Source organism: Microcoleus sp. D2_18a_D3 (genome assembly GCF_036702455.1).
GTDB lineage: Bacteria > Cyanobacteriota > Cyanobacteriia > Cyanobacteriales > Microcoleaceae > Microcoleus.
The window spans coordinates 45,380-65,110 of sequence record NZ_JAUBTK010000007.1 but is presented as its reverse complement, the minus strand read 5'-3'; the positions used below and the strand labels follow the sequence as shown (position 1 = coordinate 65,110).

The 19,731-nt window shown below is 44.4% G+C and carries 18 protein-coding genes; 11 read left to right on the top strand and 7 right to left on the bottom strand.

Annotation, left to right across the window (positions count from 1 at the left end; genetic code table 11):
- Window positions 1-451: 451 nt before the first annotated feature.
- The gene (locus QUB06_RS05440) at window positions 452-1,465 is read left to right on the top strand and encodes a poly(ethylene terephthalate) hydrolase family protein (protein ID WP_333434440.1); all 1,014 of its coding nucleotides are present in this window, start codon (window positions 452-454) and stop codon (window positions 1,463-1,465) included.
- Between the two features lie 254 nt (window positions 1,466-1,719).
- Here QUB06_RS05440 and QUB06_RS05435 read toward each other — a convergent pair whose 3' ends face one another.
- From QUB06_RS05435 to QUB06_RS05415, 5 genes are all read right to left on the bottom strand, one after another.
- Complete coding sequence (locus tag QUB06_RS05435) at window positions 1,720-2,073, bottom strand: helix-turn-helix domain-containing protein (protein ID WP_445251360.1); 354 nt, start codon at window positions 2,071-2,073, stop codon at window positions 1,720-1,722.
- A 150-nt stretch (window positions 2,074-2,223) separates the two neighbouring features.
- The gene (locus tag QUB06_RS05430) at window positions 2,224-4,323 is read right to left on the bottom strand and encodes a SpoIIE family protein phosphatase (protein ID WP_333434439.1); all 2,100 of its coding nucleotides are present in this window, start codon (window positions 4,321-4,323) and stop codon (window positions 2,224-2,226) included.
- The gene (locus QUB06_RS05425) at window positions 4,320-5,309 is read right to left on the bottom strand and encodes an ABC transporter substrate-binding protein (RefSeq protein WP_333434438.1); all 990 of its coding nucleotides are present in this window, start codon (window positions 5,307-5,309) and stop codon (window positions 4,320-4,322) included. Before QUB06_RS05425 ends, QUB06_RS05430 begins: the two co-directional genes overlap by 4 nt.
- Entirely contained in the window at window positions 5,306-6,298 is a 993-nt protein-coding gene (locus QUB06_RS05420; protein WP_333434437.1) for an ABC transporter substrate-binding protein, read from the bottom strand. Before QUB06_RS05420 ends, QUB06_RS05425 begins: the two co-directional genes overlap by 4 nt.
- A gap of 35 nt (window positions 6,299-6,333) precedes the next feature.
- The gene (locus tag QUB06_RS05415; protein ID WP_333434436.1) at window positions 6,334-6,549 is read right to left on the bottom strand and encodes a hypothetical protein; all 216 of its coding nucleotides are present in this window, start codon (window positions 6,547-6,549) and stop codon (window positions 6,334-6,336) included.
- Between the two features lie 265 nt (window positions 6,550-6,814).
- Between QUB06_RS05415 and QUB06_RS05410 the strand changes: the two genes are divergently transcribed.
- The 4 genes from QUB06_RS05410 to QUB06_RS05395 all read left to right on the top strand — a co-directional run bounded on the left by QUB06_RS05410 (window position 6,815) and on the right by QUB06_RS05395 (window position 11,883).
- Window positions 6,815-8,386 (top strand): NAD(P)H-quinone oxidoreductase subunit N, encoded by a 1,572-nt coding sequence (locus QUB06_RS05410; RefSeq protein WP_333434496.1) that lies wholly within the window; start codon window positions 6,815-6,817, stop codon window positions 8,384-8,386.
- Between the two features lie 266 nt (window positions 8,387-8,652).
- Window positions 8,653-9,714, top strand: coding sequence for a Uma2 family endonuclease (locus QUB06_RS05405; RefSeq protein ID WP_333434435.1), 1,062 nt, complete (start codon window positions 8,653-8,655; stop codon window positions 9,712-9,714).
- Window positions 9,715-9,854: 140 nt separating this feature from the next.
- On the top strand, window positions 9,855-11,474 hold the full coding sequence (locus tag QUB06_RS05400) for a cyclic peptide export ABC transporter (protein ID WP_333434434.1): 1,620 nt from the start codon (window positions 9,855-9,857) through the stop codon (window positions 11,472-11,474).
- A complete protein-coding gene (locus tag QUB06_RS05395; protein ID WP_333434433.1) occupies window positions 11,455-11,883 on the top strand; it encodes a GNAT family N-acetyltransferase in 429 nt (142 codons plus the stop codon). The genes QUB06_RS05400 and QUB06_RS05395 overlap by 20 nt, the downstream gene beginning before the upstream one ends.
- A 2-nt stretch (window positions 11,884-11,885) precedes the next feature.
- Here the strand turns inward: QUB06_RS05395 and QUB06_RS05390 are convergent, their stop codons facing one another.
- On the bottom strand, window positions 11,886-12,245 hold the full coding sequence (locus QUB06_RS05390; protein ID WP_333434432.1) for a Spx/MgsR family RNA polymerase-binding regulatory protein: 360 nt from the start codon (window positions 12,243-12,245) through the stop codon (window positions 11,886-11,888).
- Window positions 12,246-12,344: 99 nt separating this feature from the next.
- Window positions 12,345-12,788, bottom strand: a complete 444-nt coding sequence (locus QUB06_RS05385) for a DUF4332 domain-containing protein (RefSeq protein ID WP_333434431.1) — start codon at window positions 12,786-12,788, stop codon at window positions 12,345-12,347.
- A 69-nt stretch (window positions 12,789-12,857) separates the two neighbouring features.
- Here QUB06_RS05385 and QUB06_RS05380 point away from each other — a divergent pair, with 69 nt between their 5' ends.
- From QUB06_RS05380 to QUB06_RS05355, 6 genes are all read left to right on the top strand, one after another.
- A complete protein-coding gene (locus QUB06_RS05380; protein WP_333200791.1) occupies window positions 12,858-13,070 on the top strand; it encodes a hypothetical protein in 213 nt (70 codons plus the stop codon).
- Between the two features lie 116 nt (window positions 13,071-13,186).
- Complete coding sequence (locus QUB06_RS05375; RefSeq protein ID WP_333434430.1) at window positions 13,187-14,575, top strand: aminopeptidase P family protein; 1,389 nt, start codon at window positions 13,187-13,189, stop codon at window positions 14,573-14,575.
- Window positions 14,576-14,756: 181 nt separating this feature from the next.
- A complete protein-coding gene (locus QUB06_RS05370; protein ID WP_333434429.1) occupies window positions 14,757-16,325 on the top strand; it encodes an adenylate/guanylate cyclase domain-containing protein in 1,569 nt (522 codons plus the stop codon).
- A 54-nt stretch (window positions 16,326-16,379) separates the two neighbouring features.
- Complete coding sequence (locus tag QUB06_RS05365) at window positions 16,380-17,504, top strand: RNA-guided endonuclease TnpB family protein (protein WP_333434428.1); 1,125 nt, start codon at window positions 16,380-16,382, stop codon at window positions 17,502-17,504.
- A gap of 298 nt (window positions 17,505-17,802) precedes the next feature.
- Entirely contained in the window at window positions 17,803-18,789 is a 987-nt protein-coding gene (locus tag QUB06_RS05360; RefSeq protein WP_172185941.1) for a GntR family transcriptional regulator, read from the top strand.
- 194 nt (window positions 18,790-18,983) lie between these two features.
- Window positions 18,984-19,658, top strand: a complete 675-nt coding sequence (locus QUB06_RS05355) for a nitroreductase family protein (RefSeq protein ID WP_333434427.1) — start codon at window positions 18,984-18,986, stop codon at window positions 19,656-19,658.
- Window positions 19,659-19,731: the final 73 nt, after the last annotated feature.

Sequence of the window (19,731 nt, the reverse complement as noted above, 5' to 3'; positions counted from 1 at the left end):
TTAACATCCAGGGCTGTTTCATTCTCGCTCCGGGGCAAACCCCCCGTGGTTGCCCCGATGCCTGAAACGGCCCTTCGCTCGTCGGTGGGGGGTAGGCACGGGGAGTAGGGGTAGCACTACCCCTATAAAACCATGATTTTCCTGAGAATGAAACCACCCTGCACCGAAATTCCGATTCACCACTCTAAAAAAGGTTTTTATAAAGCAGATTTGGTCGGGGTATAAGCCACGCTAAAATAAAAGTAGTCAAAAAGGGTCTAAAATCTGGAATCGTGTTTATTTATGAATCAGTTTATTGGCAGTTTTTACACAAACTTCCATTAATGGCAAGTTGATACTCTTAGTCACAGAGTCCGAAACCTTTCCCGGCAACGCTCCTTAAATAAATTACCAACCGTCGCCGACTTGCTTTTTTTCAGTAGCTTATGCACGCACTCTCAAACCCAAAATAATGATGAATTTAAACCCTGATCTTTTTTCAGTAAAAACCCTAGCAATTGTTTGTGTAATTGCTGCGTTTGTTGTCCTTGGTGGCAAAGTCTTTGCCACAACAATCGATTATGCACCGCCATTTAAAGAAACTAGCTTTTACAGTACGACTATATCGGCTAATAACGATTTAGCTGATATTTATTATCCTAAACCATCCGATCTTAATTCCGGTAATTACTCTTTCCCCATTGTACTTTTATTGCAAGGTGTGCTTGTAGATAAATCATTTTATTCAGATTACGCTAGCCATGTGGCGCGGTACGGCTTTGTGGTAGTCGTTCCGAACCATTTGCGGCCTTCGCCCTTCAATCCGACTTCACCGCCTAATTTGGCGTCGGAAACTTCGCAAATTGCGGCGGTTTTGTCTCAAATGGGGATCGAAAACACAAAGCCCACATCCCCGATCGCGTCTGTTATCGATACGCAGCGCCTTGGTTTATTGGGTCATTCTTTTGGTGGTGCAGTGGGGTTATCCGTGATTGCTAACAAATGTCTCCCAGAATTGTATTTGTGTCAAGAGCCATTTACGCGCCCGAAAGAATTATTAGCGGGTGCATTTTTTGGAGCTAACCTGCGGAATCCGATTGCTAATGAATTTGTACCCATCGCTAATGATGGCATTGCAGTGGCGTTGATTCAAGGATCTATCGATGGTGTCGCCCCGCCCGATCGAGCTCAAAGCACCTTTGACCAAATTCAAACACCACCCAAAGCTTTGATTACTGTTATGGGTGCAAATCACTTCGGCATTACCAATGTTAATAACCCCGCTGGTGCGATGCCCGATCGCAATACTGCTACCTTAGAGCGAGCCGTGGGTATTGAAACGATCGCCCGTTGGAGCGCCCTGTTTTTGCGGGCAAATATGCTTAAAGATCGAGCTGCATTTGATTATATTTACTCTCAAGGTGACGCCCTCGATCCGAATGTCCGTGTTACCACCGTTGCAGTTCCCAAACCATCTTCTAACTAGCTCCACCTAAAAAAACCTAAGAGAGATTAAAGCTAATATAGCACTACTCGCATCAGTCGTAAATTTTTTACCACACCCCAACTCTCCCCTTATCAAGGGGAGGGAGTAAGAAATTAACAAATGATGCGAGGATTGCTATAGCTCTCTAAATAATAAGCTTTAAAATTCCCTTTTACTTGACCTAGCGATTTTAGTTTAAAAACTGTAATCTTGTTCCTTTCAATCGTTTTTTAGCAACTTTTTTGATTTTTTTTTTACTCGATGGCGGCCTCCTGAGCTTTTTCGTTACTCATAGGCTTTGGTTCCTTTAAGTTGGCTTTCATTCGATAGTGTACTTGCTTGTGTAATGTTTGATATTTGACTGAGACTTGATAGTTCTCTTCTACCCACTGACCAATTTCTTTATAAGTCTTAAAATCACAGGACTCTTCACTTAATTTTTCTGATATTCCGGCTATTACCGCTGAAGGAATTACGCGGGGTCTACCAGTTGCTTGCCGTATTTCTAACAGTTCTGACAGACCGCCCGCACTATATTGTTTTAACCATCTATGTACAGTAATTCTATGTACACCTAAACGTTCAGCTACATCTGTAAGGCTTTGAATCGCTCCTGTTTTTAACCAATAAAGTGCCTGAATTTTTTGTTTATTAGGTAGAGTTCGCTGCTCGGACAGAATTATTTTTAAGTCGTATGCTGTTAAATCAATTCTTTGGTGGTAGTTGACTTTTCTAAAGTATTTCTCAAAGTTTGTTTTTCATTGTAGCAGTTCTTTTTCGGAAATGATATTATTAACTAAGTTTCCCTTTTCAGTAACCTCAGCCTGCCGCTTAAAGACTAGCAACGTAATATCATCAAACACTTTCTGCTTACCGATATGTTGCCGTACATCTACAATCACCGCATCCTTAACTTCTGCTGCTGACTTGTGCCAATTTTGACTAATCACTTCACACAATTGCTTCAGTCCATACTGCTTTTTGCGGATGTTATAGGCTTCTGGAATGCCATCAGTATAAAGCACCACGCCATCTCCAGGTTCTAGCTCAATCAGGATGTGACTGATGAAGCCTGCGATATCATCATCTAATGCGATCGGGAAGCCTAACTCCATCGTGTCGATGCGCTCAACATCTCCATTTTTTCGCACAACTAGCGTTTCTTCATGCTGACCGCTGATGCTAATGAGTCCTTCGGAGTAGCTCAAAATCGCTAGCGTCAGACTTTTCTCAGAATTCATGCGCTGTACGTTTTTGTAGAGGGTACGGTTGAGTACATCCAGGAATCGAACGGGGTCTAGTTCACGAATCTCTTGCAGGGTGCGAACTGAGGTTTGCGCCATCAGCATCAGAATGCCGCTTTCCAGGCCATGTCCGGTGACATCACCTATAGCCAGTGTGACAACACCATCGATCTGTAGCACGTCGTAGTAGTCACCTCCTACTTCATCAGCGGGTTCCATGTATCCGGCGATATCTAGTCCGTCAATTTCGAGTTCTTCAGGGTTAGGCAAAATCATTTGCTGGATCTGACGCGCCACATTCAATTCTGCACCTAAGCGGAGGTTGTCTACTTTGAGTTTTTCGTTGAGGGTAATGATTTCCTGATTAGCATTAGCAAGTTCTGCTGTTCGTTCTTTAACTTTGTCTTCGAGAGTTTCAAAGGATTCTTGGATTTGCCTCGCCATGCTGTTGAAAGATCGTGCCAGCAGACCGATTTCGTCTCGCGATCGCATCTTCACACGCATATCTAAGTGACCCGCCGTAAACTGGGCAACCGCTTGGGTGAGGTAAATCACAGGCTTTGTTAATAGTTGTGCGATCGCAAAAGCGATGATAGTTACAATTGTGGCGATGATTGCTAATAAAAGAAGTGCATCACGTATTTGTTTTTTTACAGGTGCTAGGGCAACGGCAATGGGTTGTGCGAAGAGGACTGACCAAGGTTTATATTTCAGGTGGGCGATCGCTAAGAGGCTCAACTCATTATTATTACCCGTAGCTGCCAATCGTGTCGTTAGATAGGGCTGTTTAGTGTCTAATGCTTGCTTGAGGTCGGGCAAATTGATTGCAAGTTCTTTTGTTAGAGTCTTAGGCAAACGCCCTTCGCGTTGCATTTTCGCTACAACATTCGGTGACAACGGCACAATCGATTTGAAAAGGAGTTCAGGTGTAGTGCTATGTGCCAGATGGATATAGTGTTCATCTAAAAGAACTGCTAAGGATTTTGCACCTGCGTGTTCAGTTTCGCGAGTCACCAACTGCTGGACAGATGTGGCATTGTATGTAACCCGCAATACACCCAATATATTTCCCTTCGCATCGCTAACAGGACTGCTAAAAATAAGCGTAACGAGGTTGGGAATTGTCGGCGATTGCCTAATACTAGAAACAAAAGGTAGTTGAGTTTTGAGCGGTTCTTGGAAGTAATCTTGACCGGATTCATCTCGTCCAACATCCGGTGTATTCGTATCGAGTACATTCCGCCCCTTTAAATTGAGCAAGGCATAGGAGATAATATTAAGCATATCTTTGCGACTGAGCCTGGTTAAGGTTTCAGTCGCTAACATCTCTTCGGGACTACCCTCTCGCCGTTCTGGAGGTAGGCCCAAATAGGCAGCCAAACCTGGTAAAATCGCTTCTACGCGCACGGCATTGAGATTCGCATCGATAAACCCATCTATTCTATTAGCGGTTTGGTTAGCCTGTGCATATAGGGCTTGTCGTGCGTTGTCGGTCAAGGCCTTTTCAGTTGTCTCTTTGTTGATCAATGCTAACAGCAACAAGGGAATCAGAGCAACGACGAGAAACGAGACGATTAACTTTGTACGAATGCTTTTGAAAAACGAGCGCTTCATGGTTTCAGACTAGGAGGGGGGGTTAAGAAAGAAGAATTGAACAAGGTTTCTAGATTGGGAAGGCGCGTCACATTGCCAGCGCGAATAAAAAAGTCCGCATATTTTTTTGCTGTTTTGTAGATATAATTAGGACTGTTTGATTGAAAGAACTTTTGATTCTCGGCAAAGTCAGTGAGGTCTATTCCCTCGAAAGAGATTGTATTGCTGGGAATATTCAACGCTTTGCTCACGATCGCGTTTCCTTCGGGAATATTTGCTTCCCAATATGACAAGGCTTGAAACCAGCCTCGCACAAAGGCGCGAATATCTTCGGGGCGATCGCGTATCGCCTCACCCCGAAACGCGATCAAATCCAAAATTAAGCCTGGGGTTTGTTTGCTTGTAAACAAAATTTTTGCCCCTAATTTTAATGCTTCAGAAAGATGCGGTTCCCAAGTGTGCCCTGCTTGGATAGCATTGTTTTGTAAGCGCTGGGGAACTTCTAAACCATCAACTTTAACCAGCCTAACATCATCGCTCGTCAGCTTAGAGATTTTCAACATCTCAGTAACGAAGACTTCGCTAAAGCCGCCTAGATTTGCACCAAGCTTTTTTCCTTTCAAGTTAAGAATTGTTTTAATGTTTGATTGCGCGACTACCACATCTGCACCTGTCGATTCATCCACAACCATCACAGCTTGGATATCAGGATTTGTGGCACTCAAGATCATAAAATCTCCCAAGGTTAATCCGATCCCATCATACTTCCCTGCACTGAAATCTGCTTGTTGCAATTGTAAGTAGTCTACATAGCTCAGTTCCACGTCTAGCCCTTGCGCTTTGAAGAATCCTTTCTCTTGAGCAATGATGCCAGGTCTATGGCCAACAAAAGAGATAAAACTTACTTTCAGGGGAGGACGTTTTACTTCTAGAGATTCCGGAGAATGACAAGCAAACAGCAGCCAGCAGATAATAATAAAGATGCTGTTGAAAAAGGATCGCTTCATGGTTTCAGACTAGGAGGGGGAGCTAAGAAAGAAGAATTGAACAAGGTTTCTAAATTTGGAAGGCGCGTCACATTGCCAGCGCGAATAAAAAAGTCGGCATATTTCTTGGCGGTTTTGAAGATATAATTAGGACTGTCTGATTGAAAGAACTTTTGATTTTCTGCAAAGTCAGTGAGGTCTATTCCCTTGAAAGAGATTGTCTTGATGGGAATATTCAACGCTTGGCTCAGGATGTCGTTTCCTTCGGGAATATTTGCTTCCCAATATGACAAGCCTTGAAGCCAGCCTCGCACAAAGGCGCGAATATCTTCGGGGCGATCGCGTATCACCTCACCCCGAAAGGCGACCACATCCAAAATTAAGCCTGGGGTTTGCTTGCTTGTAAACAGGATTTGTGCGCCTAATTTTAATGCTTCAGAAAGATACGGTTCCCAAGTGTGTCCTGCTTGGATAGCATTGTTTTGTAAGCGATTGGGAACTTCTAGAGCCTCGACTTTAACCAGACTAACATCATCGCTCGTCAGTTGAGAGGTTTTCAACATCTCAGTAACGAAAAGTTCGCTAAAGCTGCCTAGATGTGCACCAAGCTTTTTTCCTTTCAAGTTAGGGATTGTTTTAATCTCTGATTGCGCGACTACCACATCTGCACCTGTCGATTCATCCACAACCATTACAGCTTGCATATCAGGATTTGTGGCACTCAAGATCACCAAATCGCCCAAGGTCAATCCGATCCCATCATACTTCCCTGCACTGAAATCCGCGAAAAGCAATTGTGAGTAGTCTACATAGCTGAGTTCCACGTCTACCCCTTGCAATTTGAAGAATCCTTTCTCTTGAGCAATGATGAGAGGTGTATAGCCAACAAAAGGTACACAAGATACTTTCAGGGGAGGGCGTTTTACTTTTAGGGATTCCGGGGAATGACAAGCAAACAGCAGGCAGCCGATAATAATAAATATATAGATGTAATTGAGTAGTTTAGACATACTAGCTATAGCATTCCTGGTGTAGAAAAGGCGACTCATATTTTCTTGAGTCCGATCGACCTAAGTGCATCCTCCACAATCGCCACTAAATCTGTTCCAGTGGCTATATCTATAACAAGCTTGCCCGATCGCACTTTTGCCAATTCTACTAACCGAGTTGCAGCTTGTTTGTGAAATTCATTCTCGTAGTCGGGGCGGTTGTTGAAGCCCTTGGAAGTCTGCCGTTTGTAGGCACTTAGCGAGTCAGTCATGCCGAATTACTGGTTTAACTTTCTACATTGTGGCAGTTATGGTCGATCGCGACTCTCGTGGCAGGTGACATCAGGCGGCAATCTCTACAATGCCCGCCCATGTATGCAAAACCGCTACCGAGTATCAACTCTCCGGCAACAAACACCCGCCCAATTGGGATCGCGAAGCTGTAATCCGCTACAATCTGTGTTTGGTAAAGAATTTTTACAAGTTCACAGCCCATTACAGCCTTTGCGGCTTGTACTACCCAATCTGCCTGAAAATATGGATTTTGCTACTCTTGCTGCCCAGCTAAATGCTGGAACTATCTTGCCAGAGGGAATTGTCATCATCACCCTCTTGGTGGTTCTCGTCGGCGATTTAATCGTAGGCCGCAGTTCCTCGGCTTGGACTCCCTACGTTGCCGTTGCGGGTTTGTTGGCCGCCGTCGCTGCCTTGTGTTTGCAGTGGGATAACACGGATACCATCTCGTTTCTGGGCGGTTTTAACAGCGATGCCTTGAGTTTAGTGTTTCGCGGAATTATCGCTTTGAGTACGGCTGTCACTATTTTGATATCCGTCCGCTATGTACTGCAAACAGGTACTGCTTTAGCGGAATTTATCGGCATTTTGCTAACCGCTACTTTGGGGGGAATGTTCCTCAGCGGCGCTGATGAATTGGTGATGATTTTTATTTCGTTGGAAACTCTGAGTATCTCGTCTTATTTGCTGACGGGTTACACAAAACGCGACCCGCGTTCCAATGAAGCTGCTTTGAAATATTTGTTAATTGGGTCGTCTTCTTCGGCTGTGTTTCTCTACGGGCTTTCGTTGCTGTACGGGTTGTCTGGCGGCGAAACTAAGCTGAGTGCGATCGCGGCTAACCTTTCTACAGTCAATGAAGGTCAATCTCTCGGTTTGGTAATTGCTTTGGTTTTTGCGATCGCCGGTATCGCCTTCAAAATCTCTGCGGTTCCCTTCCACCAGTGGACTCCTGACGTTTATGAAGGTTCTCCTACACCCGTTGTTGCCTTTCTTTCTGTCGGTTCCAAAGCAGCAGGTTTTGCCCTAGCAATCCGCTTGTTAACAACTGCTTTCCCCGCACTTATCGAACAGTGGCAGTTCGTGTTCACGGCCTTAGCCATTCTCAGCATGGTGTTGGGAAATGTGGTTGCCCTCGCCCAGACTAGCATGAAGCGGCTTTTGGCTTATTCGTCGATCGCCCAAGCCGGTTTTGTAATGCTGGGTTTGATTGCAGGAACAGAAGCCGGTTACTCCAGCATGATATTTTATATGTTGGTTTACCTGTTTATGAACTTGGGTGCTTTCGCCTGCATCATCCTGTTCTCGCTGCGGACTGGAACCGACCAAATTAGCGAATACTCGGGTTTGTACCAAAAAGACCCGCTGTTAACTTTAGCCTTAAGTATTTGCCTGCTTTCTCTCGGCGGAATTCCGCCCCTAGCTGGATTTTTTGGCAAAATCTATCTGTTCTGGGCTGGCTGGCAAGCAGGACTTTACGGCTTAGTTATTCTGGGATTAATTACCAGCGTAGTTTCGATTTACTACTACATCCGCGTTGTCAAGATGATGGTAGTAAAAGAACCTCAAGAAATGTCAGACGCGGTGAAAAATTATCCCGAAATTCGCTGGAACCTTCAGGGAATGCGGCCTTTGCAAGTCAGCGTTGTACTCACTTTGGTTGCGACAACATTGGCGGGAATTTTGTCGAACCCTTTGTTTAATTTGGCTAATGATGCTATTACCAAAACTCCCATGTTGCAGTCGGCATTGAGTCATGTGCAACCTGTTGTGGGTGCGAAACTTGAATCTAACTTGGTGTCTCGCCGGGATTAATTTTTCCTGGTTTTGAAATAGTGGAAAACGCCTGACTCTTTGAAGTTGGGCGTTTCTTTTTTGTTGTGATATACTTAGGACTAATGCCAACTGGGGACTATCGACTTGTAGGGTGCATCAGACTTTCATTATCAACGGGTAATCAAGAGTTTACGCTATGACGCACCTTACTAATTATGACACTTGCGTAACTCCTGATACTGTTAATTATGATTTTTAAGCGCAGATTAACGCAGATTAACGCAGAGAAAAGTGGGTAATTGAGAATGACTAAAGAACACCTATACCGCATCAACACTGTTTGGACTGGTGCCAGTCAAGGTTCTACTTCATCTTACGACGCTTATTCTCGTGAGTATGCCATAAATATTGAGGGTAAGCCACCATTTGTGGGTTCGGCAGATCCGACTTTTCGGGGCGATGCTTCTCTGTACAATCCCGAAGATTTGTTGTTGATGGCACTGTCAGCTTGTCATATGTTGAGCTATCTTGCTTTGTGCGCTCGTGCTGGCATTAGGGTAGTCTCTTACTCGGATGCAGCGACGGGCAAGATGGCGCAAAAGGATGGAAAGATTCGGTTTACCGAGGTAATTTTGCATCCGCTGGTAACAATCGAAGCTGGTGACGATTTGGAAAAAGCCCGCAGTTTGCACGACAACGCACATCATGTTTGTTTTATTGCTAATTCGGTGAATTTTTCGGTGCTGCATGAGGCAAAAATGCTAGTAAAAAATCAGCCCAACAAGTTTTATACTGCAGATGAGTATAGAAAGTTAGAGGAAACTGCCGAGTTTATAAATGAATACCGCGATGGAGAAATTGTACAAATTGCAGGCAGCACGATTAATCGCAGCCAGATTAAAGGCAATATCTGTGCTGGTTTGCATACTGCTTTGCGGGGGAAGAATGCAAAAGTATTTATCAGCGGTTTGCGGTTGTGGATTCCTCGGTACCGACGCGGAACTTACCCGGATCTGATGGTGATTGAAGGGGAGCCAGTTTTTACCGAGGGGCGCAGTGATGAGATCCTCAATCCGATGCTCATCGTGGAAGTGCTTTCTAAGTCTACCAAAAATTTTGATCCGGAGGATAAGTTTCGGCTTTATCGATCTATCCCTGAATTCCGTGAATATGTGTTAGTCAATCAATCTGAGTTTTTAGTCGCACAATATATTAAAACCGAATCAAATGAATGGTTGTTTCGGGAATATGAGGGAGAATCAGCAATAGTTTCCTTCGCTTCAGTGGAAGTGCAAATGTCGATGCTCGATATTTATGAGCTGGTTGTATTTGAAACCCTGGAAACGGAAGTACAAGAAGAAAATTAATGCTATTGGGGGATGCGAATATCAAGAAACTCGACTGCTGAATCAAATTTATTCAGTAGTAATCGAGATTGTTACCAAGAAGTCGGGGATTTCGTTGGTTTGCACGTGAGTTTCCAAATTTAAATTAAGAGGAAAATTAGATGAATGTAATTTGGTTACTGTTAAAGGCTTCTTGGTTAAATGTTTCCATCGCCATACTCACAGGCTTAATCAGCGGCGGTTGCAGCGCTATGTTAATTTCCCTAATTAATCGTGCAATCAGCGACAATTCCAATGGTAATTTAGTCGGGTATTTTGCGGGATTAGCAATATTGGCTCTTTTGAGTGGCTTTGTATCCCAATTTTTGTTAATCTACCTTTCTCAAGAAGCTGTTTACAATCTGCGGCTGAGTTTGAGCCGTGGCATTTTGTCTACTCCTTTGCGGAATTTGGAAGAGTTGGGCGCTAACCGCTTGCTGGCCACTCTCACGGATGATGTGGGAACTCTTTCTAATACTATATTTTTGATTCCTTTTCTCTGTGTTGATATCGCTGTTGTCGTGGGCTGCTTAACTTATTTAAGCACGATTTCTGGGACGGTTTTTGTTGTGGTATTTGGTTTTCTGGTGCTGATGATTGGCACGGTGCAGTTGTTGCTCAGCAAAATGCGGAAATTCTTCGATTTAGCCAGAGAAGAACAAGATATATTATTTAAGCATTTTCGCAGTATTACGGATGGAATTAAGGAACTAAAACTGCATTCCTTGCGCCGCCAAGAGTTTTTTACGGAACAATTGCAGGTGAGTGCTGATGCTTCCCGCGATTATAACGTGACTGCTTTGAATACTGGTGCAGTTGCGATTGGAGTGGGTCAGTTGCTGTTTTTTATGCTGATGGGTTTGTTGTTATTTGCCTTACCCAAATTTGTGCCTGTTTCTACTCCGGTTTTGTCAGCTTACATTCTGACAAGTACCTATTTGATGTCTCCGTTTAACAATATTTTGCAAAGGTTGCCGGCGATTTTTCGTGCTAATACTTCTGTGGAAAAGATAGAGAGAATGGGATTGGCTTTGGCGAGTCAAGCTGAGATAAATTCTGTGGTTAAAGCGCCTGACACGGCTCAGTGGGGTACGCTGGAGCTAAATCGAGTAATTCACAGCTATCCGGGAGAAAAAGAAGACAGCAATTTTAGTTTGGGCGAGCTGAATTTGAAGTTTCATCCGGGTCAATTGGTGTTTATAATTGGCGGAAATGGCAGTGGGAAGTCTACTTTAGCTAAGTTAATCACTGGTTTGTACATTCCTGAATCGGGAAAAATTCTCCTAGATGGTCAGCCAATTACTGAGGAAAATCGAGAGTGGTACAGGCAGCATTTTTCTGCGATTTTTTCTGATTTCTATCTGTTTGAAAGGCTTTTGGGGATGACTAATCACGATTTGGACAAGCAGGCTGCTGAATATTTGCGAGAGTTTCATTTGGAAAATAAAGTTGAGGTGAAAGATGGAGTTTTGTCAACTACGGCTTTGTCTCAGGGACAGCGAAAGCGGCTGGCTTTGCTGACGGCGTATTTGGAAGATAGACCGATTTATTTGTTTGATGAATGGGCTTCGGATCAAGACCCGTTTTTCCGCGATATTTTTTACAAGCAGTTGCTACCGGAGTTGAAGCGGCGGGGGAAAACGGTGTTTGTGATTAGTCACGACGATCGCTATTTTGATTTAGCCGATCGCGCAATTAAACTAGATTACGGTAAAGTAGAGTATGACCGATCAAATGGATAAGTACCGAATTGTCGAAACTTTGACCGAAAGCCAGGTTTCCGACTTGATGGATTTGTACAAAAACGAGTTTTGGAGCGACAAGCGGACGCGGGAGGATGTTGTGAAAATGCTGGCGGCGACTGATGTTATCATTGGTTTTGTCGATGAGAGCGATCGACTAATTGGCATTACCCGCGTCATTACCGATTTTGTCTACAGAGCGATGATTTTTGATGTCATTATCAAGCCTACACACAGAAAAATGGGACTGGGTGCGAAGTTGATGGATGCAGTTTTAACTCATCCCGAATTGCAAGCTGTCGAGCATTTTTATCTGAATTGTTTGCCGAACATGATGCCGTTTTACGAGCGTTGGGGTTTCTCGGATGATGTGGGCGAACTTAAGTTTTTGCGGCGAACAGCAGGCTGAACTCAGCCCTTTGAAAGCCCCAATCTTTCTAGAATTACGTCTTCTTTGAAACCCACTAAAACAGCCGTTCCATCTTTAACGAAAAGAGGACGTTTCAGCAGCATCGCATCCTTAGCAAAAGCCTCTACCCAATCTTCGCTAGTCCAATTATTCTTGTCGTCGCCCAAAGCGCGGTAAGATTGACCGGAAGTATTTCGCATGGGTTGAAAACCCAAAGCAGCTACCCAGCTTTGAATTGTTTCGCGAGTCGGCGGCTGTTCTTTTGTGTTAATGAACTCGTAATTAACATCGCTATCTTTGAGCCACTGGAAAGCTTTTTTGCAGGTTCCGCAGTTCGGGATTCCGTAAACTTTAATTGACATAATAATGAGTGTTGACTGTTGACTGTTGACTGTTGACTGTTGGCTAATAACAACTAGCAAATGACTACTGACTAATGACTACTGACTAATGACTACTGACTAATGACTACTGACTAATCTAGCTTGTTGAACCCATTTTTGCACGCGATCGACTGAAGGAGTCAAGTCATTGCGCTGCATTGTCGCTACGTGCAGCCTTAAAACTTGTTGGTGTAATCTCTCCACGGGCATTTGAGCCAATTGAGCCGGAGAAGCAACGCCGGCGTGAAGTAACAGCCCGCAATATTGACAGCCTACACTCGGAATTCGAGCCAAATTTGCCATCGCTACCCATTTATTAACATATTGAATGTTAATCTGTAATTGATTGGCTAGCAACACTTTCGCCGCTTGCGTTTTCGTCAGGCGAATTAGTTGTCCGGTTGTGGTGATGCTGCACTCTTCCAGTTGAGATTGGTTTTCCTTGCTCAATCCCGGTAAATGTGCGATCGGCCAGTCGCGTACTTGCAAGGAACTTTGAGGAGCTTTCTGAGCAGTTTTCATGTTTTTTCAGTGAATTTTACTTATACTTTAAAGTCTAAATTATAAAACAGTCAATAGAGGCGATCGCTCATGTCACAAAATCAACCACAACCAAACAAACGAATTTGGCTGGTGGCGGCTGTTGCCGCCTTGCTGCTAATTGTCGGTGGAGTAGCACTTTCAGCCTTTTTGTCCTCGCGTCCAGACAGCATCCCGGCCCAAGAAAAGCAGGATGATGATGACGACAAAGACGATAAAAAAGACAGCAAGCAAGACGATAGCCAGAAAGAAGATAAAGATTAGACTTTGTGCAAAAATGGCTGCTAATTTTGACCTCTGGACTTTATTTATTTAATGCCAAGAATTGAATGACTGAAGTCCTTACTGCAAACCCAAGTCTAAATAATCGGTTTTTACCCATGAAAATTACAAACAGCGATAAATTGTTAGCAAATAGTTTACACCAACGGCGGCAAAAACTGGCTAGTTTAATTAATTTTCCGGTAATTTTATGGTCAGGGCGCAGCATTCCTCGCAATTATCCGGCACTTACTTATCCCTTTCGTGCCAGCAGTCACTTTCTATATTTTGCTGGTTTGCCCTTAGAAAATGCTGCCATTCGCTTAGAATCGGGCAAATTAGAATTGTTCTTAGATGACGCACCTGCTAGCAGCACTCTTTGGCACGGAGAAATGCCGAAAAGAGCTGAAATTGCCGAAATAATTGGGGCTGATGCTGCTTTTCCAATGGCCGAATTGAAATCGCGAGCGACAAATGCAGCAACAATAGCAATTCAGGATTCTTGGACTCAGTTGCAACAGTCTCAAATTCTCGCTCGCCCTCTGGCACCGCCCAACTCGCCAACCGGAATCGACCTAGAATTAACCAAGGCCATCATATCTCTGCGCCTGAGCCACGATGCAGCCAGTTTGGTCGAATTGCGTCAAGCTGCCGCTGTCACTGTAGAAGCTCACAAAGCGGGAATGGCGGCAACTCGAAATGCTCAAATTGAAGCAGGGGTGCGCGCTGCAATGGAAAGTGTCATCATCTCCAAAAATATGACCTATGCGTATCCTAGTATCGTGACTGTGCACGGGGAAGTTCTGCACAGCGAACATTATCACAATCCCCTACAAACCGGAGATTTGTTGTTAGCAGATGTTGGTGCAGAAACATCAACAGGATGGGCGGCTGATGTGACTCGCACTTGGCCGGTTTCTGGGAAGTTTTCTCCGACTCAAAGAGCGATTTATGATGTAGTTTTGGCAGCACACGATGCTTGTATTGATAAAATTAGTCCGGGGGTGGAATATCAAGACATTCACCTGTTAGCTGCTCGAATTATGGCGGAAGGATTAGTTGATTTGGGTATCTTGCGCGGCTCGGTTGAAGATTTGGTAGAAATGGACGCTCACGCGCTATTTTTTGTGCACGGAATCGGACATTTAATCGGTTTGGATGTTCACGATATGGAAGATTTAGGAGATTTGGCTGGCTATGAAGAAGGAAGAACGAGAAGCAGTCGGTTTGGGTTGGGGTTTTTGCGGCTGAATCGAGTTTTGCGTCCGGGAATGCTGGTATCGATCGAACCGGGATTTTATCAAGTTCCGGCAATCTTAAACAACCCCGAAAACCGCGCTAAATATGAAGATTTTGTTAAGTGGGAGGAGTTGGAAAAATTCGCCGATGTGCGGGGGATACGCATAGAAGATGATATACTTGTCAGCGAAAAGGGTAGAGAAGTATTGACAGGCAAATTGCCCACAAAAGCTCCGGAGATTGAGGAGTTAGTTGCGCTAAATACGTAAGTAGAGCCGAGTTCGATCGCACATACGCAGTTCTATACAGGTGTGAAAAAAGATAAAAATGAAGAAGGGTTGGTCAAGGAATCTTTTGATATTAGTTAAAAAAGTGGTCTCGCAAGTCAGAAAATTCGCTGCACTAATACTTCCACGCATTGTTCGCAAACCTATATCCTCGCGGCCGCCGATGCAAGCTGCACCTTTGCCCAGCAACGAAGAAGAGAGAATAGAAGCACTTCACCGCTACAACATTCTCGACACAGAAGCCGAAGCAGCTTTTGATGATCTAACAGCTTTAGCATCCTATATTTGCGGCACTCCTATTGCTTTAGTAAGCTTAATAGATTCTAACCGACAGTGGTTTAAATCAAAAGTCGGTCTGGAAGCGCCCGAAACTCCGAGAGAGTCAGCTTTTTGCGCCCACGCTATTTTAAATCCCAATGAATTGCTAGTTGTACCCAATGCTCTAGATGACGATCGCTTTGTCGGCAATCCGCTAGTAACTTCCGATCCAAATATTCGGTTTTATGCTGGAGCACCGCTAGTAACCCCTGACGGTTATCCGATCGGCACTTTGTGCGCGATAGATACAGTTCCTCGCAATCTCACCCCAGAACAGCTAGAAGCGCTGCGGACTTTAGGACGGCAAATTATTACCCAAATGGAGTTGCGAATAAATATAACTAAATTAAAGCGCGCACAGCTCAAGCACAAACAAGTAGAAGAAAAACTCCGTTCTACAGACGAGCAAATTGTCAATTTTTTAGAAGGAATGAGCGATGCTTTTTTTGCTTTCGACACCCAGTGGCGATTTACTTACGTCAATTATAAAGCAGCGCAATTTTTGCAGCGCTCGCCGGAAGAACTTTATGGTAAAAATTTTTGGGAAGAGTTTCCAGAATTAGTTAATTCTGATTTTTATGAAGAGTATCATGGAGCTGTAGCGAAACAAGTTGGAGTGAGTTTTGAAAAATATTATCTTCCCTTAAGAGTGTGGTTGGAAGTCCGGGCTTTTCCTAGTCACGACGGCATTTCTGTGTTTTTTCACGACATTTCCAAGCGCAAGAAGATGGAATCTGCACTCAAGAAAGAACAGAGGAAAACTGACGGTTTACTGCTAAATATTTTGCCCGGACCGATCGTGGATCGGTTGAAGCACGAACCGGGGGTAATTGCAGACAAGTTTGAAAAAGCAACAATTCTTTTTGCTGATTTGGTGAATTTTACCCAAATTTCTACCACCATGTCCGCAACTAAATTAGTGTACTTGCTGAATGAAATTTTCTCAGCTTTTGACCAACTGAGTGAGAAGCACGGCTTAGAAAAAATCAAGACGATCGGGGACGCTTACATGGTAGCAGGCGGCATTCCCATTGAACGCCCAGACCACGCAGAGGCGATCGCCGAAATGGCGCTGGATATGCTAGCAACAATTCAGAAATTAAATGTGAAGCTAGACGCGAAATTTGACCTCCGCATCGGGATTAATAGCGGCCCGGTGGTAGCAGGGGTAATCGGCACTAAAAAATTTATTTACGATTTGTGGGGAAATGCGGTAAATACAGCCAGCCGCATGGAATCTCACGGCATAACAGGTCGCATTCAAGTCAGTCACTATACTTATGATTTGCTGCAGGATAAATATGAATTTGAAGATCGCGGCGAGATCGAGATTAAAGGTAAAGGGCCAATGCAGACTTATTTGCTGACGGGTAGAAAAACAGCAAGCGATCTCAAAATTGCAGATATTGACTAAAGTGCCAAATAGTTTGCTAAAATTCTCCATAGTTGATTATTGAGAGGAAGTTTTGTGTTTGCTATTAAACGAGCGCTCAAACTGAATAACAGAGAAGCGACCGTGATGGCAAAACACGCAGGATTCCGGCGCGTAGTATTTAACTTTGGGCTGAGCTTGCGGACTCAAATGTATAGCGAAGGGAAATTTACCGACTCGAAGGTGATAGGCGAAGTCAAGAAAGTTCTCACCAACTACGTCAAGAAAAAGCCTGAATTTGCTTGGATGAACCAGTTATCTAGTCGAGTTTACCAAAATGCGTTAATCGATCTAAAAGATGCTTTCAATCGTTATCGCTCTGGGAAAGCAGGTCATCCAAGATTCGCCAGCCGCAGAGACAGTCAATCCTTTACAGTCGATTCGTCTAACGGCAAAGTTTTGTTGGTCGCTGGTAGCACCATTAAAATCCCTACGCTGGGAACTTTTCGGCTTTTTGAACCATTAGAATGTGGTTTTATTTCTCAAACTTTTACGGTTTCAAAAGAAGGAAGTCGTTGGTTTGTGTCATTCTGTGTTGATGCAGAACGTTTGCCTGTTCAACAATCTGAAAGCTCTGTAGGAATCGATGTAGGCATTAATTCTTTTGCCACGCTGTCAAATCAGCAGGTATTTGATGCGCCAAAGCCGTTAAGAGCCAGTGCGAAAACCAAACTTGCTAAATTGCAACGCCAAGCATCAAAACAGGTAAGAGGTTCTCAAAACCAGCGTAAAACCTACGATAAAATCCGTCGGCTCCATGCACGGCTAGCTAATATTCGTTTAGATTTCCTTCACAAGTTGACAACTCCCACCGTTAAAACTTTCAAGCTAATCAAGATTGAAAACTTGAATGTTCAAGGAATGATGGCGAATCACAAGTTAGCTGGAGCAATATCTGATCTCGGTTTTTACGAGTTCAAACGTCAACTTGACTACAAGTCAAAAATGTATGGAGCTAATTTAGTGTTGGTAGACCAGTGGTTTCCTAGCACTAAGACTTGTTCCAATTGTGGTACAAAAAAAGAGATGCCACTAAGCGTTCGGACTTGTGATTGTCCTGCTTGTGGCATATCTTTGGATCGTGATTTTAACGCAAGTTTAAATATTTTAAACTGGGAACCCTCGGCAGCCAGGGGGATAGCCTACTTATCTTGGGATTAGCCGTCTACCCAACAGCGTAGGAAGTAAACTCCGAATTGTGTCTAAAAATGGGTTTAGACAAGTTTAGGTAAGTTTTACAAAGCAGTAAATAAAACTAAGACTTGAAAGTACCTGATTGTTGAGGGAAACTCTGCAGGCTGCGATTAATCGCCTCGAAGGCGCCATCGCCCGCTCGGCAGAACGGCTGCAGCAGAGCAGCCAAATAAGATTATGCTATAGACAGAGATATCGCAGCAATCCGAGGCGCGGTACTCGACCTTATAAAAATACTAAGTTGAAGTCGTCGGAGCCTTTAATAATGGTTCAATTTCATATTCAAACCGATAGCGATATTCCAGCATCCACCCAACTATTCAATCAAATCAGGTTTGCGATCGCCTCGCGACAATTTCCGCCCGGACACCGCTTGCCCAGCACCAGACAGCTAGCCATGCAGACGGGTTTGCACCGCAACACCATCAGCAAAGTATACCGCCAGCTCGAAAATACCGGACTCGTAGAAGCCCAAGCAGGATCGGGCATTTACGTCCGCGCTCAAGGCAACGAAGTTGTAGGCAACAAACTCAAATCTCCGATCCTCGAAGAATATCCCCTTGCCAACAAAATAGTGCAAGGAAGTATCGATCAACTGCTGGAACAGGGCTGTACGCTCAACCAAGCGAGGGAATTATTTTTGGCCGAAATTGACTGGCGGCTCAGGTGCAGCGCCCGAGTGGTCGTCACAGCCCCCACAGAAGACATCGGCGTGGGTGAACTGATGGCGAAAGAACTCGAACAAGCTCTCCGCATTCCCATACAGTTAGTGCCGATGGAACAGCTAGGTACTTTTTTGGATCAAATCTCTTCGGGAACTGTGATCACCAGCCGGTATTTTATCGGAGAAGCAGAATCGATTTCGGCACCTCGTTCGGTGCGAGTGATTCCCGTAGACATCTACGACTACAGCCAGGAAATCCAGTTAGTCGGGGGTTTGCCGAAAGACAGTTATTTGGGTCTCGTCAGCCTGAGTCCGGGAATGCTACGATCGACCGAAGTCATCATCCACAGCATCCGGGGAGAGGATTTGCTGGTGATGACGGCCTTGGTGTCAGACGAGTACAAGATTAACTCGATCGTGCGATCGGCCAGAACAATTTTTTGCGACCAACCGAGTTTTGCTACAGTTAAAGCTGCCATCAATGCGGCTAGAGAAGATATTATTCGTCCCCCGCAACTGATATGCTCCGAAAATTACATCGGATCTAAGTCGATTAATTTGCTCAAGCGCGAGTTGGGCTTGGGGTAAGTCAGCAGTCATTAGTCATTAGTCATTAGTCATTAGTCATTAGTTATTAGTTATTGGTAGCCACTCACAAATAACATCGGACAAATAACAAATAACAATGCCCAATGCCCGATGCCCGATGCCCAATGCCCAATTCCGAATGCCCAATGCCCAATGCCCAATGCCTAATGCCCAATTAGCAAATACAATTATCCATGACAATTGAAATCCAACCTTCAATTAATGTTAAAACGGCGATCGAAAGCCGACGGGCCGCGCGCAGCTTCCAACCCGATCCGATTCCCCCAGCAATATTGGCAGAGATTTTGCGATTGGGAGTGCGATCGCCCTCTGGTTACAACTTGCAGCCTTGGCGGTTTATCGTACTTCAAGACCCAGCCAGCAAAGAAAAATTAAAAGCTTGCGCCTTCGATCAGCGCCAAGTGGTAGAAGCCCCAGTAGTATTAATCTGTTGTGGCGATCGGCGCGCCGCCCGGCCCGAAAACACCGAAGCCGTCATCGAATTGGGCAAAACCACAGGCGCAATGAATGACAATTTAGCCGGTTATATGCGACAAGCAATCCCGCAATTGTTCGATAACCGTCCCTGCTTCGACTCCCTAGAAGCTTGGACAAACAGACATACAATGCTCGCAGTAGCCCACTTAATGATTGCAGCTAAAAGCTTTGGGGTAGACAGTTGTCCGATGGAAGGTTTTGTCAGCGCTAAGGTGAAAGAAGCCTTTCAAATTCCCGAAGAAGTAGATGTTTGCTGTTTGCTGCCGCTTGGTTATGCAGCAGCACCTTTGAAACAATATGGCGGACGTTTTGACGTGACTCAAGTTTATTACAGCGAAAGTTATGGACAGGCTTTGCAAGCTGAGATTTGAGAGTTAAGATTTTGTGGCGACTTGAATTTTCAGAGTTAAGATTTGGAATGAATCGGGGTCAAAGTTCAAACAA

Bases quoted from the DNA above. Each gene is read 5' to 3' on its own strand.
- QUB06_RS05440 (WP_333434440.1), top strand. From the start codon at position 452: ATGATGAATTTAAACCCTGATCTTTTTTCAGTAAAAACCCTAGCAATT.
- QUB06_RS05375 (WP_333434430.1), top strand. From the start codon at position 13,187: ATGAAAATTACAAACAGCGATAAATTGTTAGCAAATAGTTTACACCAA.
- QUB06_RS05400 (WP_333434434.1), top strand. From the start codon at position 9,855: ATGAATGTAATTTGGTTACTGTTAAAGGCTTCTTGGTTAAATGTTTCC.
- QUB06_RS05380 (WP_333200791.1), top strand. From the start codon at position 12,858: ATGTCACAAAATCAACCACAACCAAACAAACGAATTTGGCTGGTGGCG.
- QUB06_RS05405 (WP_333434435.1), top strand. From the start codon at position 8,653: ATGACTAAAGAACACCTATACCGCATCAACACTGTTTGGACTGGTGCC.
- QUB06_RS05370 (WP_333434429.1), top strand. From the start codon at position 14,757: ATGCAAGCTGCACCTTTGCCCAGCAACGAAGAAGAGAGAATAGAAGCA.
- QUB06_RS05390 (WP_333434432.1), bottom strand. From the start codon at position 12,245: ATGTCAATTAAAGTTTACGGAATCCCGAACTGCGGAACCTGCAAAAAA.
- QUB06_RS05410 (WP_333434496.1), top strand. From the start codon at position 6,815: ATGGATTTTGCTACTCTTGCTGCCCAGCTAAATGCTGGAACTATCTTG.
- QUB06_RS05425 (WP_333434438.1), bottom strand. From the start codon at position 5,309: ATGAAGCGATCCTTTTTCAACAGCATCTTTATTATTATCTGCTGGCTG.
- QUB06_RS05355 (WP_333434427.1), top strand. From the start codon at position 18,984: ATGACAATTGAAATCCAACCTTCAATTAATGTTAAAACGGCGATCGAA.
- QUB06_RS05415 (WP_333434436.1), bottom strand. From the start codon at position 6,549: ATGACTGACTCGCTAAGTGCCTACAAACGGCAGACTTCCAAGGGCTTC.
- QUB06_RS05420 (WP_333434437.1), bottom strand. From the start codon at position 6,298: ATGTCTAAACTACTCAATTACATCTATATATTTATTATTATCGGCTGC.
- QUB06_RS05385 (WP_333434431.1), bottom strand. From the start codon at position 12,788: ATGAAAACTGCTCAGAAAGCTCCTCAAAGTTCCTTGCAAGTACGCGAC.
- QUB06_RS05395 (WP_333434433.1), top strand. From the start codon at position 11,455: ATGACCGATCAAATGGATAAGTACCGAATTGTCGAAACTTTGACCGAA.
- QUB06_RS05360 (WP_172185941.1), top strand. From the start codon at position 17,803: ATGGTTCAATTTCATATTCAAACCGATAGCGATATTCCAGCATCCACC.
- QUB06_RS05430 (WP_333434439.1), bottom strand. From the start codon at position 4,323: ATGAAGCGCTCGTTTTTCAAAAGCATTCGTACAAAGTTAATCGTCTCG.